Here is a 14,938-nt window from a genome sequence, read left to right on the forward strand (position 1 = left end):
CAAAACGCTATCACCACACCAGATCGCCGATGGCGTGGGTCGCGCCCACGGCCTCGGCGTCCAGCAGGGCGTGGACGGCGTCGGGAACCAGCTGGCCGTCGGGACCCACGGCCTTGTCGCCATGGATGCCCTTGGCCACGAACAGGCAGGCCAGCTTCTGGTCGTGGGCGCCCTTGACGTCGGTGATGACGCCGTCGCCGACGCAGAGAATCCGCGCGCGATCGACGGGGCGGCCCAGGAGGCGCTCGGCCTCGGCGACCGCCAGGTCGTAGATCTGGCCATAGGGCTTGCCGGCCATCACCACCTTGCCGCCCAGGCTCTCATAGAGATCGGCCAGCGAGCCGGCGCAGAAGATCAGCCGATCACCGCGCTGCACCACGCGGTCGGGATTGGCGCAGATGAACAAGAGGCCCCGCTCGGCGGCGACCTTCAGGCGGTCGCGATAATCCTCGGGGACCTCGACCTCGTCTTCGTAGAGGCCGGTGCAGGAGATGAAGTCGGCGTCCTCGCAGCCGGCGGCGACCAGGTCGATGCCCTCATAGAGCACCTCGTCGCGGGCGGGGCCGATCTTCCAGACCTTGCCTGGGGCGTTGGCCTTAAGCAGCGCGCGGGTGGCGTCGCCCGAGGTGACGAAGCCCTGCCAGGAAGCGCGCGGCACGCCCAGGGCGTCCAGCTGCGCCACCACGTCGTGCGACGGGCGCGGCGAGTTGGAGATCAGCACCACCGGGCCCTTGGTCTGCGCCCACTGGGTCAGGGCCTCGCAGGCCTCAGGGAAGCTGGCCACGCCGTTGTGGATCACGCCCCAGACGTCGCTCAGCACCACGTCATAGCGGTCGGAAAGGGCGGAAAGGCCGGGAGGGAAGTCCATCATGGCTCGGCGGTAGCGGTCCGGGGGCTGGGCGTCAACTTGGGCGGGGTCCTTAGCTGAGCCCTTGGCGGCAGGATTCAAGGCCCCAGCCGCACCGCTATCGAAGACCGGCGTTCCGTGACTATCCTCCCCGCCAACGGGAGGGCGTCATGACGATTCTGCTTCTTGGCCTTGTGCTGTTTCTGGGAATCCACTCGGTGCGGATCCTGGCCGCGCCCCTGCGCGACGCCCAGGTCGCGGCCAACCCCAAGCGCTGGCGCGGGCTCTATTCGCTGGTCGCCGCCGCAGGCCTTGGCCTGATCATCTGGGGCTGGATCGTCTATCGCCCCGCCGCGCCGCAGCTCTACGACCCGCCGGCCTGGGGCCGTCACGCGGCCATGCTGCTGGTGTGGCTAGCCTTCATGCTGCTGCCCGTGGCCAATGCGCCGGCCGGACGGATCAAGGCCACCGTGCGCCACCCGATGCTGCTGGGCGTGATCCTGTGGTCGGCCGGCCACCTGCTGGTCAATGGCGACCAGGCCTCGGTGCTGCTGTTCGGCGCGTTCCTGGCCTGGGCGGTCGTTGACCTCATCTCGGCCATCCGCCGCAAGGAACCCGCCCCCGTGGTGGTCAAACCGCGCTCGGACCTGATCGGCGTGCTGGGCGGGACGGTGGCGTATCTGGTGTTCGTGTTCGGGCTGCACCGGCTGCTGTTTGGCGTTTCGCCGATGGGGTGAGGGGACACACACTCCCCGACCTCCCCAGTATTCGCCGGGGAGGTCGGATGAAGACCTACTGAGCATCATGAAATATCACCCCCAGCGTCCGCCGCCGCCCGGACCGCACCTCGCTGACCCCATGCCGCAGCACCCGCCGGTGCACGCCGCGCGTCCCTTCGGCTGGACGCTCCCGCACCGCGAAGATCACCCCCTCGCCCTGGCCTAGCGGCACGACCTGGGGCGCGGACTGCTGGCGCGGGCGCTGCTCGACGATCACGAACTCGCCGCCCTCGAAGTCGCGGCCGGGTTCGTCCAGCAGGAAGGCGGCCTGCAGCGGGAAGACGTGCTCGCCATAGAGGTCCTGGTGCAGGCAGTTGTAGTCGCCGGGGCCGTAGGTCAGCAGCAGGGGTGTGGGGCGCGTCTGCCCAGCGTCGTGGCAGCGGGCCAGCATGCCCTCGAGCGTCTCGGGAAAGCGGCGCTCATCGCCGAGGCGCTGCGCCCAAGCGTTGGCGATCCCCGACAGCGGGCCATAGAGGCCCTGGCGCAGGCGCTGCACGACGTCGGGCAGGGGATAGCTGAAATACTTGTACTCGCCGCGCCCGAAGCCGTGACGGGCCATGACCACGCGGCTGCGGAAGCCCTCGTCGCGCGGATAGAGGTCGGCGACGTCGGCGCAGGTCTCAGGCTTGAGCAGGGGACCGGTCAGGGCCCAGCCGCGCGCGTCCAGCTCGGCGGCGATGCGGGTCCAGTCCAAACTCACGCAGCCACCCGGTCGGGCTTGCAGCGCAGGCAGGCGCGGAAGCCGGCGGCGCGGGCGGCCTCTCGGCTGTCATGGAAGACGACGTTCTTGCGCAGCGGCCGGCCGGGGCAGCTGGCGATGCAATAGACGCCGGTGGTGCGCACGGCCACGAAGAACGCCCCGTCGGCGGCGCGGTCGCGCGCTTCCCAGGCCGCCCAGCGGGCGTCGTCGGTGTCGTAGGTCATCGAAAGGCTCCTTTCACGGGAGACCCTGCCGCCCGCGCGGGACGGCGTCATTCCGATGCTTGCTGTGTCTAGCGCTACCAGCCCACGGCGCGGCGACGCATCGGCGCGCGGATGAAGTCGGCGGGCGGGTCGGCCTCGGCCAGCACCGCGTCGCGGATGGCGCGCGGTTCGCCGAACAGGTGGCCCTGGCCATAGCCGATGTCGAGGTCCAGCACCTCGGCGACCTGCTTCTCGGCCTCGACCTTCTCGACGATCACCTCGATGCCGTAGCGACGGGTGAGGGCGGCGAAGTCGCTGGCGTTCAGGTCCGGCAGCGAGGTGATGACCAGCTTGCCGTCCTGCTCTTCCAGCTGGTCCAGCATCATCTGGGCGCCGACCTTGAGGAACTTCACGTCGGCGCGGGCCAGATCCTGGAAGTCGACGTCCAGGTCGGTCACCTTGTCGAGGCTGAAGCTGAAGCCGAGGCTGGCCAGGCGGGCCATGTGGCGGGCCTCGACCGGGCCGCGACGCTCGAACGCCGCCTGACCCAGCTCGAAGAACACCGCCCCGGCCAGGTCCTTGTTGCCCTGCATGAACTCGAGGAACTGCGGGAAGAAGCTCTCGTCGCCCAGGCTGGCCAGCGAGATGTTGCAGAAGATCCCGACCTTTCGGTCCTGCTTGGCCAGGCGACGGACGATCTGCACGCAGCGGAACAGCAACAGGTTGTCGATGGCCGTCATCAGGCCCTCGGGCTCGGCCACGGCCAGATACTCGGCCGGCATCATCACGCGGCCGGTTTCGTCGCGCAGGCGCGAGAAGCTCTCGTAGAACACCGTACGGCGCTGGGGCAGGCTGACGATCGGCTGCAGGTAGAGGTCGACCCGGTTCTCGGCCAGGGCGTCCTGCACCACCTGCAGCATGTGGCTGGCGTGCGGGGCGCGATCGCGGGCGCTGGTCCGGGCCGAGGCGGCGGCCACCTGGTGGGTCAGCTGGTGCTCCAGCCGGTCGTTCATTTTCTGGATCAGGTCTTCCAGCTGGTGGACTTCGCTGGACAGCTCCTCGGAGCGGCGCTGGGCGTCGGCGGCGACGGTGTCGACGAGGTCGGTGACGCGGGCGTCGACCTTCTCGATCTGGTCCAGCAGGATGGCGTGGGCTTCGCGGATGGTGTCGATGTCGAGGCGCAGGGCGGCGCCCATCAGGGCCTGGGCGATCAGGCCGTGGAACGCAAAACACAGGCCCAGCGTGCCGATGAACGCCGAGACGCCGACAGTCGGAGTCGCTCCCGTCCTCCAGAGGAAGAGGGAGACGATCAAGGCCAGACAGAGATAAGCGCCCGTCAGGAGCGCCAGCATCAGCCTACGCATAATCCGTCCACACGAATCGTTACACGCAATCAGACCGGTCCGGGCCTGAAGAGTCGAATAGATTAACGGCCCTGCGCCATTCCGTCCCAAGAAGCTTTGGCTCGCCAGCATAACGCACAACGTTGGGATCGCTGAATCGACACGAGCCGCTTCGACTGATAATCGTTCGCAATCCTAGAGCGTGACGCCGAAAGTGCGAGCCGGTTTCGGCGCTAGTCACGCTCTAAGTGTTTGATTTAGAGCCTTGTCATCGCGTCGAAACGATTTCGTTTTGACGCGCGAGGCTCTAGCGGAGCCATGATGTCCGAAGCGTTCGTTTTGTCGCCTGAATTCAACCCCGCCGAGAGCGCGTCGGGCGTGCGTTCCCTGGCCAGCGCCGATCGCGGCGAGCGCGGTGTGATCGTCAAGGTCACCGGCCACAGCGGCGCGGCCGAGGCGGTGGTCGCCGAGGAGCTGGAGCGCCGCCTTCTGGAGATGGGCTTCGTCGAGGGCGCGTCGATCGAGGTGCTGCACGAGGGCCTGTTCGGCCGCGATCCGATCGCCGTGCGCGTGGACGACGCCCGCGTGGCCCTGCGTCGCCGAGAGGCCGGCGCGATCAGTGTCAAATTCGACGGACGCTAAGACCTTGACCCCCGATTCCGGCGCCGCCGCGCCCCCCGTCATCGACACCGCCCGCATCGCCCTGGTCGGCAATCCCAATTCCGGCAAGACCGCGCTGTTCAACGCCCTGACCGGCAGCCGCCAGAAGGTGGCCAACTACGCCGGCGTCACGGTCGAGCGGAAGGAAGGCGTGCTGACCGCGCCCAGCGGCCGTCAGATCCGCGTGCTGGACCTGCCGGGCACCTACTCCTTGCGCGCCCGCAGCCCCGACGAGGTGGTGACCCGCGACGCGGTGCTGGGCAAGCTGGCCGGCGAGGACGCCCCCAGGCCCTGGTCTGCGTGGCCGACGCCACCAACCTGCGCCTCGTCTTGCGTCTGGCGCTCGAGCTCAAGCAGGTGGGCCGCCCGTTCGTGCTGGCGCTCAACATGTTCGACATCGCCCAGCGCCAGGGCCTGCGGATCGACGTCGAGCGCCTGTCGGCCGAGATCGGCGCGCCGATCGTCACTACGGTGGCCACCCGCAAGCGCGGCCTGCCCGAGCTGCTTGAGAAGGTCGAGGCCCTGGTCGACCGCGACGCCCTGTCCGGCGACAATGTCTGGCATGAGCCCAGCCCCGCCGAGATCCGCGCCGCCCACGCCGAGGCCCAGCGCATCTTCAAGCTCTGCGTGAAGCCGCCCGAGCGGCCCGACACCGTGACCGGCAAGATCGACGACGTGCTGCTGCACCCGGCGGCGGGCCTGGCCATCCTGTTGACCCTGCTGTTCGTGATGTTCCAGGCGGTGTTCACCTGGGCCACGCCGGCCATGGACGGCATCGACGCCGGTTTCGCGGCCCTGATCGAGCTGACCAACACCAGCCTGCCCCAGGGCCTGCTGACCAGCTTCATCGCCGATGGTCTGATCGCCGGCGTCGGCAGCGTGTTGGTGTTCCTGCCGCAGATCCTGATCCTGTTCTTCTTCATCCTGCTGTTGGAAGACAGCGGCTACATGGCCCGCGCGGCCTTTCTGATGGACAAGATCATGGGGGGCGCGGGCCTGCACGGACGGGCCTTCATTCCTCTGCTCAGCAGCTTCGCCTGCGCCATTCCCGGCATCATGTCGACGCGGGTGATCGACAACCGCCAGGACCGCCTGACCACGATCCTGGTCGCGCCGCTGATGACCTGCTCGGCGCGGATTCCCGTCTACACCCTGATCATCGGCGCCTTCATTCCCAACCAGACGGTCTGGGGCGTGCTGTCGCTGCAGGGCCTAGTGATGTTTGGCCTCTACGCCAGCGGCATCGTCAGCGCGCTCCTGGTCTCGTTCGTGATCCGGCGCGTGTTCTGGCGCGGCGCGGTCGAGCCTTTCATGATGGAGCTGCCGACCTACCGCTGGCCGGAGCCCCGCAACGTCTTGATGAACCTGTGGACCCGGGCTCGCATCTTCATCAGCCGGGCCGGCCGGATCATCATGCCGCTGATGGTTCTGGTCTGGGTGCTGTCGACCTTCCCCTATCCGCCGGAGGGCGCGACGGGGCCGGCCATCGACTATTCCATCGCCGGACAGCTGGGCCAGTTCCTGGCGCCCTTGATGGCCCCGATCGGCTTCAACTGGCAGATGACCGTGGCCCTGATCCCCGGCATGGCCGCCCGCGAAGTGGCCGTGGCCGTGCTGGGCACCGTCTACGCCGTCGGTGGCGAGGACGGCGAGACCGGCGCGCTGTCGACCCTGCTCAAGAACCAGTGGTCGCTGGCCAGCGCCCTGTCGTTCCTGGCCTGGTACGTCTTCGCCCCGCAGTGCCTGCCCACCCTGGGCGTGGTCAAGCGCGAGACCAACAGCTGGGTCTGGCCGACGGTGATGTTCGTCTACATGGTGGGCTTGGCCTACATCGCGGCGTTCGTGACCTATCACGTCGCTGTGGCGCTGGGGGCTGGATAAATCCCTCTCTCAAAGAGAGAGGGATTTATTCACAGCAAGCTCCCCACCCAGACAAACACGTCGTCCGGCCGCTCCAGGGCCGACAGGCCCTCCTGTCGCGCCGAGGCGCCCAGGCGGCGCAGGCGGCCCGGTGTCACGCCGAAGCGGGCGCGGAACACGCGGCTGAAGTGGGCGTCGGAGCGGAAGCCAAGGCCATAGCCGATCTCGGCCAGGGTCTTGCGCTCGCTCTGATCACGGATGATCTCGTCGAAAGCCTGGTCGAGGCGCCGCGCCTGGATGAAGGCGCTGACCCCGCCGGCGGGCTCGAACACCCGGTAGAGCAGGCTGCGCGAGACTCCCAGGTGCTGGCGCACCGCCTCGGGCGACAGCTCCGGGTCGGCCAGCCGGCCGATGACAAAGTCGCGGGCCGAGGCCAGCAGCATCTTTTCGATCGGCCGGGCGTCGGCGCCGGCGACTTCACCGTGGGCCAGGATCGCCGCGCTGAACAGCGTCGCCGCCGCCTTGGCCGCCAGCGCCGCCTCGGCGGTGGTGATCGTCTCGATGCTGTCCCAGACCGCTCGCATATGGGCGCCCAGAATCCGCCCGGTGGCGGTGTTCTCCGGCACCACGCGGCCATGAAAGTCGATGTGGTCGACCTGCTCGTCCAGCGTCGCGCGGGGGATGGCCAGGTTCAGGGTCTCGAAGGCGGCGGTGGTCATGTCGAACGGCCGCGACATGTCGACGAGGCGGATCGCGCCCATGCTGCTGTCGGCCGGTCGCCCGTCATAGATCCCGCTCCAGCCGCCCGAGCTGAGCTCCAGCACGGCCAGCACCGAGTCAGCGGTGTCGGCGATGATGTGGGCGTAGCGACGATCAAAGCGCTGGGGCACGCCCTTGCAGCGGGCCAGAACGACGCCGCCCAGATTGTAGCCGTCCATCCGATTGTGGAACGCGGTGTCGGGTTCCAGCAGGGTGACTTCGAACAGCTGGGCGCAGGCTTGCCGGTAGCGCTCGGCGGCGTCGGCCTGTTCGCGGGCGTCCAGGATCCATAGGTCTCTAGGCGGAGTTTCAGCGTCCATGGGTCCTCGACAGTTCGAGGAGCCTCTCGCCGATTCCGGACGGCGAGACAATAGAACGTGGACGTGCGGGCAATGACAGAGCGGCGCCGCACCGCCAAAAGGAGCGGGCTTTTTCGGGCGCGCCGGTGGGGTAGTTGGCGCGCTCGAGGGAGCGGTCGTCGACTCCTCCGCCGGGGTTCGGCGGTCTAGCCGGCGCGATTCCCCTATCGCGTCGGCCTCGGGGGGGCTCGATCTGAAGGCCTTGCGACAAGGCCTGATACCGGCGGAAAAGGAGGCGCGCCCCGGGGGGAGCGCGCCTCGACACCCTTCAAAGCCTAGGGCCTGTCGGGGTTGGATGAAGCCATCCAAAGCCAGAGGGCTCTTGCGATGTCAGGCCCCGCGCGCGAGCCCCTTGCCGTAGGCGAGGCGGCGCCAGATCCACTCCATCGGCCCCATCGAGAAGCGCGACAGCCACAGCGGCGACCAGATCAGCTGCAGCGCCCAGATGGCGATGACGCAGCCCCACAGTTCAACGCGGTTGAACTCGCCGAACAGGCCAAGGCCCCGCCCGCTCCAGAAGATCGTCGTCATGATCAGCGACTGGGTCAGATAGTTGGTGAAGGCCATCTGGCCCAGGCGCGCCACGGGGCTCAGCAGGCCCGCGAACAGCCGTGAGCGGATCAGCAGAATGGCCAGGGACGCATAGCCGAGCGTGATGGGCAGGCTGGCGAACTCATAGGCCATGTTGTAGCGACCCGTGGCCTGAGGCTCGGCGAAGTCGGTGGCCAGTTTCACGCTGCTCTCCCAGCCGGTCCAGGCCAGGCCCGCGCCGCCCAGGGCGATCAGCAGCAGATAGACCCAGGTCTTGGCCTTGCCGGTCAGGAAGCCGGTCTTGAACAGGGCCATGCCCAGAAGCATCAGGGCGCCGGTGCGCCAGATGAACACCATCAGGCCGGCGGGCTGCAGGATCATCCAGCTCTTGAAGTTCTCGCCCAGGGCCGCGACCAGCCCCCCGCGCATCGCCGCTGTCGCGGCCGCCACGTCGACCCCCGACCCGGGCTGGTTCATCTCCGCGATGATCTTCTGCTGCAGCTCGGCCGGGGCGCTCTCCAGCAGGATCAGCGGGACGATCGCCAGGGCCGAGCCCAGGAGCAGGATGGTCAGGCTGACCGTGAACAGCCGCCTGGGCGTCCAGGACCGCGCCAGCAGGGCGACAAAGCCGGTGCAGGCGTAGAGCAGCAGAATGTCGCCGAACCAGATCAGGAGACCATGCAGCAGGCCGATCACCAACAGCCAGCCCAGACGGCGGCGCAGCAGGGCGCCGCGCGCCTTGTCGCTGCGCTCGCCGCCGACCAGCAGGATCGACACCCCGAACAGGATCGAGAACAGGGTGATGAACTTGTAGTGGAAGAAGGTCTGGACCACCCACCAGGCCATACCTTCGCTGGCGGACATCCCGAAGGGCGACAGCTCCGGCGACATGTAGACCGGCATGGGCAGGCCGAAGGCCACAGCGTTGACGGCCAGGATGCCCATCACCCCTAGGCCCCGCAGGACATCAAGGCTCAGGTGGCGGTCATCCTTGGCGACGGGGCGCAAGGCCTCCGTCATCGGCGCGGTGGTGTCGGTCATGGCGTCCCCTTTTCGGAGACGCCGTCCGCTCATCTAGCGCGTGGGAACCGGCGTCTCGCCCCGGTAGTCATAGAACCCGCGTCCGGTCTTTTTGCCAAGCCAGCCGGCCTCGACATACTTCACCAGCAGCGGGCAGGGGCGGTACTTGCTGTCGGCCAGACCCTCGTGCAGCACGTTCATGATGCTGAGCACGGTGTCCAGACCGATAAAGTCGCCCAGCTCCAGCGGGCCCATCGGGTGGTTGGCGCCCAGCTTCATCGCCGTGTCGATGGCGTCGACCGTACCGACCCCTTCGTACAGCGTGTAGATCGCCTCGTTGATCATCGGCACCAGCACGCGGTTGACGATGAAGGCGGGGAAGTCTTCGGCGTTGCTGGTGATCTTGCCCAGCGACTGGGCGAAGTTGACCGCCGCCTCGTAGGTCGGGACGTCCGTGGCGATGCCGCGGATGATCTCCACCAGCTTCATCAGCGGCACGGGGTTCATGAAGTGCAGGCCGATGAACCGCTCGGGGCGGTCGGTGGCCGAGGCCAGGCGCGTGATCGAGATCGACGAGGTGTTCGAGGCCAGCAGCGTCTCGGGCTTCAGGTGCGGCTGCAGGCTGCGGAAGATCGACTTCTTGATCTCCTCGTTCTCGGTGGCCGCCTCGATGGCGAGGTCGGTGGCGCCGATCGCCTCCAGGCCCTCGGCGGGCTGGATGCGGGCCAGGGCCGCCTTCATGGCCGCGTCATCGATGATCCCACGACCGACCTGGCGGGCCATGTTCTTCTCGATGGCGGCGATGCCCGCGTCGATCCGCTCGCGCGAGACGTCGTGAAGTCGCACGTCATAGCCGCCCAGGGCGACGACATGCGCGATGCCCGACCCCATCTGGCCGGCGCCGATCACGCCAACCGTCTTGATTTCACTCATAAAAGCCAAGCCTTCGCTTGAATTCGCGCCGGACGTGACAGTCCGGGCCATCTGTTGTGACGACTTTTCTAGCACGAGAAACCCCGCGCTCGCCAAGGCTTTGCTGCGTCGCAACGCAAGCCTGGTCTCCGGCGGCCTTCAGGCCGTGGGCGGATAAGGCCGAACCGCGCCGTCCGGGTCCTCGACGGCGCCGTCCTCGAGGTAGGTCGGGCCGACCGGAACCTTGCCGTGGCCGCCCGGGATATCGAGGACGTAGGTCGGCTGGGCCAGGCCCGACAGCGTCCCGCGCAGGGCCCGCATGATCGCCTGACCCTCGGCGACCGTGGTCCGCAGATGGGCGGTGCCGGGCGCCAGGTCGCCGTGGTGCAGATAGTAGGGCTTGATCCGCGTCTCGACGAAGGCGCGCATCAGCGCGGCCAGGGTTTCGGGGTTGTCGTTCACCCCGCGCAGCAGCACGGTCTGGCTGACCATCGGAACGCCGGCGTCGACGATCCGCGCGCAGGCGGCGCGGGCGGCGGGCGTCAGTTCGCGAGCGTGGTTGGCGTGCAGGGCGACATAGACGGTCTTGGACGAGCGTTTCAGCGCCGCCACCAGCTCGGGCGTCACCGCGCCGGGATCAACGGCCGGGACGCGGGTGTGGAAGCGAACGATCTTGACGTGGTCGATCGCCTCGAGCCGGTCCATCAGGTCGGCCAGGCGACGCGGCGACAGCACCAGCGGATCACCGCCGGTGACGATCACCTCCCAGATCTGCGGGCGCTGCGCGATATAGGCTAAGGCCGCGTCCAACTGGGCGGGGGTCAGGTTTGACAGCCCCTCGGGCCCGACCATCTCGCGCCGGAAGCAGAACCGGCAATAGACCGCGCAGGTGTGGGTGGGCTTCAGCAGCACCCGGTCGGGATAGCGATGGACGATCCCCTCGACCGGGCTGTGGGCCGCGTCGCCGATCGGATCGCCGTCCTCGCCCGGACTGGCGATCAGCTCCTCGGGAGAGGGGACGAACTGCCGCGCGATCGGGTCGTTCTCGTCGCCGGCCTCGATCAGCGCGGCCATGGCCGGGGTGATCGCCACCGCATAGCGCGCCGCCACGGCCTCGAGCGCGGGCAGGCGCTCGGACGGGACCAGCCCGGCCTGCGTCAAGGACCGGGCGTCGCGAAGGGTCTGGGCGGGGGACATGAGGCGCGGGGATATGCGGGATTTTCCGCCGCGACGCAAATATCGTCCCTAGACCACGGCCCCGAACAGCTTGCCGATCACGGCGGTGACCCCCAGCGCCAGGGCGCCCCAGAAGGTGACGCGCAGCATCGGCTTCCAGGGGCTGGCCCCGCCAGCCCAGGCGCCCAGCCAGCCCAGCACCGCCAGGAAGACCAGGGTGGCGGCCGAGATGGTCGGGATGATCACCGGCAGCGGCGCCAGCATCGACACCAGCAGCGGCATGGCCGCGCCCACTGCGAAGGTCGCCGCCGAGGTCAGGGCCGCCTGCACGGGGCGTGCGGTGACGTGCTCGGAAATGCCCAGTTCGTCGCGGGCGTGAGCGGCAAGGGCGTCGCCGGCGTTCAGCTGTTCGGCCACCTGCCGGGCCAGGTCGGGCGTGAGGCCGCGCGCCACATAGATCGCGGTCATCTCCTCCAGCTCTTCCTCGGGCTGGGTCGCCAGTTCGGCGCGCTCGCGGGCCAGGTCGGCGGCCTCGCTGTCGGCCTGGGAGGCCACCGAGACATATTCGCCGGCCGCCATCGACATGGCGCCGGCCACCAGCCCCGCGCCGGCCGCCAGCAGGATCGGACCGCGGGTGGCCTCGGCCGCCGCCACCCCGACCACCAGCGAGGCGGTCGAGACGATGCCGTCATTGGCGCCCAGCACCGCCGCGCGCAGCCAGCCGATCCGCGACACCGCGTGCCGTTCGACATGGGTCTTCAGCCGCGTCATCTGTCGCTCCCTGTTTTCAAACACTCTGGCTCAACGCAAGGCGCGCGGCCTTGATCCGCGTCAAGCGCTCATAGGGTTCGGGGCGCCTTAAAGGGCGGAAGCCAAAGCCTCCGGCGCTGCAAGGACCAAACCGCTCGTCATCCCGGCCGCAGCGAGGCGGAGAGCCGGGACCCAGGGGCAAGCGATCGTGCGGTGGCCCCTCAAGTCCCGTCGCTACAGCCCGCTACGCGGTCTTACGGCCGGATGACGAGAGAAAATAGTCTCAGCAGACCGCATAGGGCCCCTAGGGCAGAACCCGTACGGGGTTCACGCCCAGCCAGGCGCAGATGTCGAGCACCGCGGCGCGCTCCTCGGCTTCCAGGCCGCCGTCGATCGACACCGCCACGGCGGCCAAGGCCACGCCTTCCGCCTCGGCGCTGCCCTTCAGGCGACGGATCATCAGTTCGGCCTCGACCCAGGTCTCTTCGGGGCGGGCGTCGAAGCGCGCGTCCAGCGCCTCGAAGGCCCGCAGGGCGGCCTCCAGGTCAGCGCCTTCCAGTCCGGCGTGGAGTTTCAGGCGTTCGACCATCCGGCCGCGCTCGTCGGGCGTCACGGCGCCGTCGACCTGGGCGATCAGCACGCAGGCGGCGACCAGGGCGTCCAGCTGTTCGCGATGATGCTCGTGAAGGTCCCCGGGCGGGATCACCGCCACCGCGCGGCTGTAGCGTTCATCTCCTGCGACCACAGCTGCTCCTTGAGCCGCTCGCGGCGCAGATCCCACAGTCGCATCAGGCCGCGATCGGGTGTCGGCTTGCGGGCTTCTTCATGCAGGGCGGTCGTCAGCCGCGCGATCTCGGCGCGCAGTTGTTGGGCGTTCAATAGGGTCAATGGGCGCTCCTCTCGTGTCGAGGGGTGCGCCCGACGCCGGGCGAGGGGTATGGCGAGAGGGGGGTAAGCCGCCAGGACCCAACATCGAGCGCACCCGATGCGGTCCGACATCACGTTCGACATGGGGGTGTCGACTACGTCAGAGGGGCCCGGCCCGCTTTCTCTATCTTGTGCGAACGCGTGCAATTCGCAAGAGGGGGCGTGCAATTTTTATATGCGGCGGGGGTTTTCACCCCGCGACCGGGGTCCAAACCACGTCCTCGATCCGCCGCGCGCCGGTGGCCAGCAGCACCAGCCGGTCAAAGCCCAGCGCCGAACCCGACGCCGGCGGCATGTGCGCCAGGGCCGCCAGGAAGTCCTCGTCGATCGGATAGCGCTCGCCGTAGATCCGCGCCTTTTCGTCCATCTCGATCAGGAACCGGCGGCGCTGCTCGACCGGGTCGGTGAGTTCGCCGAACGCATTGGCCAGCTCCACCCCGCAGGCATAGAGCTCGAAGCGCTCGGCCACGCGCGGGTCGGCGTCCTTGGGACGGGCCAGGGCCGCTTCGCTGATCGGATACTCGCAGAGGATGGTGGCCCGGCCTTCGCCCAGGCGCGGCTCGACCTTCTCGACGATGATGCGGCTGAAGATGTCGGCCCAGCCGTCGTCCTCGGCGACGCGGATCCCCGCTGTCCGCGCGGCGTCCGCCAGGGCCTCGCGGTCAGTCGACCCGTCCGCCGCCACGCTGGCCAGGAGGTCGACGCCCGCGTGGCGCGCAAAAGCCTCGGCCACCGACAGGCGCTCGGGCGCGGCGAAGGGATCACAGGTCATGCCCCGGAAGGCAAAGCGCTGGATCCCCGCCGTCTGCGCCGCCAGGGCCAGCAGGGTGGCGCAGTCGTCCATCAGGGTCTGGTAGGGGGCGCCCGTCCGGTACCATTCCAGCATGGTGAACTCCGGATGATGCAGCGGCCCCCGCTCGCGGTTGCGCCATACCTTGCCGAGGCTGAAGATCTTCTCCTCGCCGGCGGCCAGGAGCTTCTTGCAGGCGAACTCCGGCGAGGTGTGCAGATAGAGCGGGCTCGCCTCGCCGGCGATGGTCAGGGCCTGGGTGGCGAAGGCGTGCAGGTGGGCCTCGTTGCCGGGCGAGACCTGCAGGGCCGCAGCCTCGACCTCCTCGAAGCCTTCCGCCTCGAACCAGGCGCGGAAGGCCTTGGTGATGCGGTTGCGCGCCAGCAGGAACGGACGGCGATCGGCGTGGACGCCGGCGCGCCACCAGGTGGAGGAAGCTAGGGACAAGGCTGCAAAACCGAAGAGGCTGGAGATTTCGCCCCTTTCGCTATACGAGGGCGCTCACGGATCAATAGCACGAACGCGCCCGCGGCCTCGCGCGCGCTTTCATCCAAGGAACGTAACTACGTGAAGGTCGCAGCCAGCTCGCTCCGCAAAGGCTCTGTCGTCGACATGGACGGCAAGCTCTATGTCGTCCTGAGCGCCGAAAACATCCACCCCGGCAAGGGCACTCCGGTGACCCAGCTGAACATGCGCCGCATCTCGGATGGCGTGAAGGTTTCGGAGCGCTATCGCACGACCGAGCAGGTCGAGCGCGCCTTCGTCGACGACCGCAACCACACCTTCCTGTACAGCGACGGTGACGGCTATCACTTCATGAACCCGGAAACCTACGACCAGCTCGTGGCCACCGAAGAAGTGATCGGCGACGCCGCCCCCTATCTGCAGGAAGGCATGACCGTCATCCTGTCGACCCACAACGACGTGCCGATCGCCATCGACCTGCCGCGCACCGTGGTCCTCGAGATCGTCGACACCGAGCCGTCGGTGAAGGGCCAGACCGCCAGCTCGTCCTACAAGCCGGCCGTGCTCAGCAACGGCGTCAAGACCACCGTCCCGCCGTACATCACCGCCGGCACCAAGGTCGTCATCCTGACCGAAGACGGCTCGTACGTGGAACGCGCCAAGGACTAAGCGTCCCTTAGCGTTCGAAACGACAAAGGCCCGGCGGATCGCTCCGCCGGGCCTTTTTGTTGTTTAGGCCCAGTTTCCCTGCACCCAAAACCCCGACCTCCCCGGCGAAGGCCGGGGTCCAGTTTCATCCGCAAGGTTTAGGGTGGCCCGCCCACAGCCTCAGCCATACGCGGCGACGCCGGCGCGTT

The 14,938-nt window shown here is 68.4% G+C and carries 13 protein-coding genes and 3 pseudogenes; 4 read left to right on the plus strand and 12 right to left on the minus strand.

Annotated features, from left to right (window positions below; all coding sequences use genetic code 11):
* Positions 1 to 10 precede the first annotated feature (10 nt).
* Complete coding sequence (locus tag OVA11_RS06515; protein WP_268066709.1) at positions 11 to 871, minus strand: TIGR01459 family HAD-type hydrolase; 861 nt, start codon at positions 869 to 871, stop codon at positions 11 to 13.
* 146 nt (positions 872 to 1,017) lie between these two features.
* Here OVA11_RS06515 and OVA11_RS06520 point away from each other — a divergent pair, with 146 nt between their 5' ends.
* Entirely contained in the window at positions 1,018 to 1,584 is a 567-nt protein-coding gene (locus tag OVA11_RS06520; protein WP_268066710.1) for an NnrU family protein, read from the plus strand.
* 55 nt (positions 1,585 to 1,639) lie between these two features.
* Here OVA11_RS06520 and OVA11_RS06525 read toward each other — a convergent pair whose 3' ends face one another.
* From OVA11_RS06525 to tipF, 3 genes and pseudogenes are all read right to left on the minus strand, one after another.
* Entirely contained in the window at positions 1,640 to 2,326 is a 687-nt protein-coding gene (locus OVA11_RS06525) for a 2OG-Fe(II) oxygenase (RefSeq protein ID WP_268066711.1), read from the minus strand.
* An 11-nt stretch (positions 2,327 to 2,337) separates the two neighbouring features.
* Positions 2,338 to 2,550: pseudogene (locus OVA11_RS06530) on the minus strand (Ada metal-binding domain-containing protein); the annotation flags it as partial.
* A gap of 74 nt (positions 2,551 to 2,624) precedes the next feature.
* Positions 2,625 to 3,893, minus strand: coding sequence for a flagella assembly cyclic-di-GMP phosphodiesterase TipF (gene tipF, locus OVA11_RS06535; protein ID WP_268066713.1), 1,269 nt, complete (start codon positions 3,891 to 3,893; stop codon positions 2,625 to 2,627).
* A gap of 300 nt (positions 3,894 to 4,193) precedes the next feature.
* Between tipF and OVA11_RS06540 the strand changes: the two genes are divergently transcribed.
* Together OVA11_RS06540 and feoB are read left to right on the plus strand one after the other, a co-directional pair.
* Positions 4,194 to 4,514, plus strand: coding sequence for a FeoA family protein (locus tag OVA11_RS06540; protein ID WP_268066714.1), 321 nt, complete (start codon positions 4,194 to 4,196; stop codon positions 4,512 to 4,514).
* A gap of 4 nt (positions 4,515 to 4,518) precedes the next feature.
* Positions 4,519 to 6,413 (plus strand): annotated as a pseudogene (gene feoB / locus OVA11_RS06545) (ferrous iron transport protein B).
* Positions 6,414 to 6,442: 29 nt separating this feature from the next.
* Here feoB and OVA11_RS06550 read toward each other — a convergent pair.
* From OVA11_RS06550 to epmA, 8 genes and pseudogenes are all read right to left on the minus strand, one after another.
* Positions 6,443 to 7,471 carry a helix-turn-helix domain-containing protein gene (locus OVA11_RS06550; RefSeq protein WP_268066715.1) on the minus strand — a complete coding sequence of 343 codons (1,029 nt, stop codon included), beginning with the start codon at positions 7,469 to 7,471 and terminating at the stop codon, positions 6,443 to 6,445.
* A gap of 369 nt (positions 7,472 to 7,840) precedes the next feature.
* Positions 7,841 to 9,082, minus strand: a complete 1,242-nt coding sequence (locus OVA11_RS06555; RefSeq protein ID WP_268066716.1) for a DUF418 domain-containing protein — start codon at positions 9,080 to 9,082, stop codon at positions 7,841 to 7,843.
* A 33-nt stretch (positions 9,083 to 9,115) separates the two neighbouring features.
* Positions 9,116 to 9,994 (minus strand): 3-hydroxybutyryl-CoA dehydrogenase, encoded by an 879-nt coding sequence (locus OVA11_RS06560; protein ID WP_268066717.1) that lies wholly within the window; start codon positions 9,992 to 9,994, stop codon positions 9,116 to 9,118.
* A gap of 138 nt (positions 9,995 to 10,132) precedes the next feature.
* Positions 10,133 to 11,170 (minus strand): lysine-2,3-aminomutase-like protein, encoded by a 1,038-nt coding sequence (locus OVA11_RS06565; protein WP_268066718.1) that lies wholly within the window; start codon positions 11,168 to 11,170, stop codon positions 10,133 to 10,135.
* A 48-nt stretch (positions 11,171 to 11,218) separates the two neighbouring features.
* Positions 11,219 to 11,920 (minus strand): VIT1/CCC1 transporter family protein, encoded by a 702-nt coding sequence (locus tag OVA11_RS06570; RefSeq protein WP_268066719.1) that lies wholly within the window; start codon positions 11,918 to 11,920, stop codon positions 11,219 to 11,221.
* Between the two features lie 283 nt (positions 11,921 to 12,203).
* Positions 12,204 to 12,644, minus strand: a complete 441-nt coding sequence (locus tag OVA11_RS06575) for a tellurite resistance TerB family protein (RefSeq protein ID WP_268066720.1) — start codon at positions 12,642 to 12,644, stop codon at positions 12,204 to 12,206.
* A pseudogene (locus OVA11_RS06580) lies at positions 12,602 to 12,881 on the minus strand (hypothetical protein). Before OVA11_RS06580 ends, OVA11_RS06575 begins: the two are co-directional and overlap by 43 nt.
* A gap of 135 nt (positions 12,882 to 13,016) precedes the next feature.
* A complete protein-coding gene (epmA, locus tag OVA11_RS06585; RefSeq protein WP_268066721.1) occupies positions 13,017 to 14,063 on the minus strand; it encodes an EF-P lysine aminoacylase EpmA in 1,047 nt (348 codons plus the stop codon).
* A 120-nt stretch (positions 14,064 to 14,183) separates the two neighbouring features.
* On the opposite strand from epmA, the gene efp reads away from it, so the two are divergent.
* Positions 14,184 to 14,750, plus strand: a complete 567-nt coding sequence (gene efp / locus OVA11_RS06590; RefSeq protein WP_062094234.1) for an elongation factor P — start codon at positions 14,184 to 14,186, stop codon at positions 14,748 to 14,750.
* Positions 14,751 to 14,938 lie beyond the last annotated feature (188 nt).

The organism is Caulobacter sp. SL161, assembly GCF_026672375.1.
GTDB lineage: Bacteria > Pseudomonadota > Alphaproteobacteria > Caulobacterales > Caulobacteraceae > Caulobacter.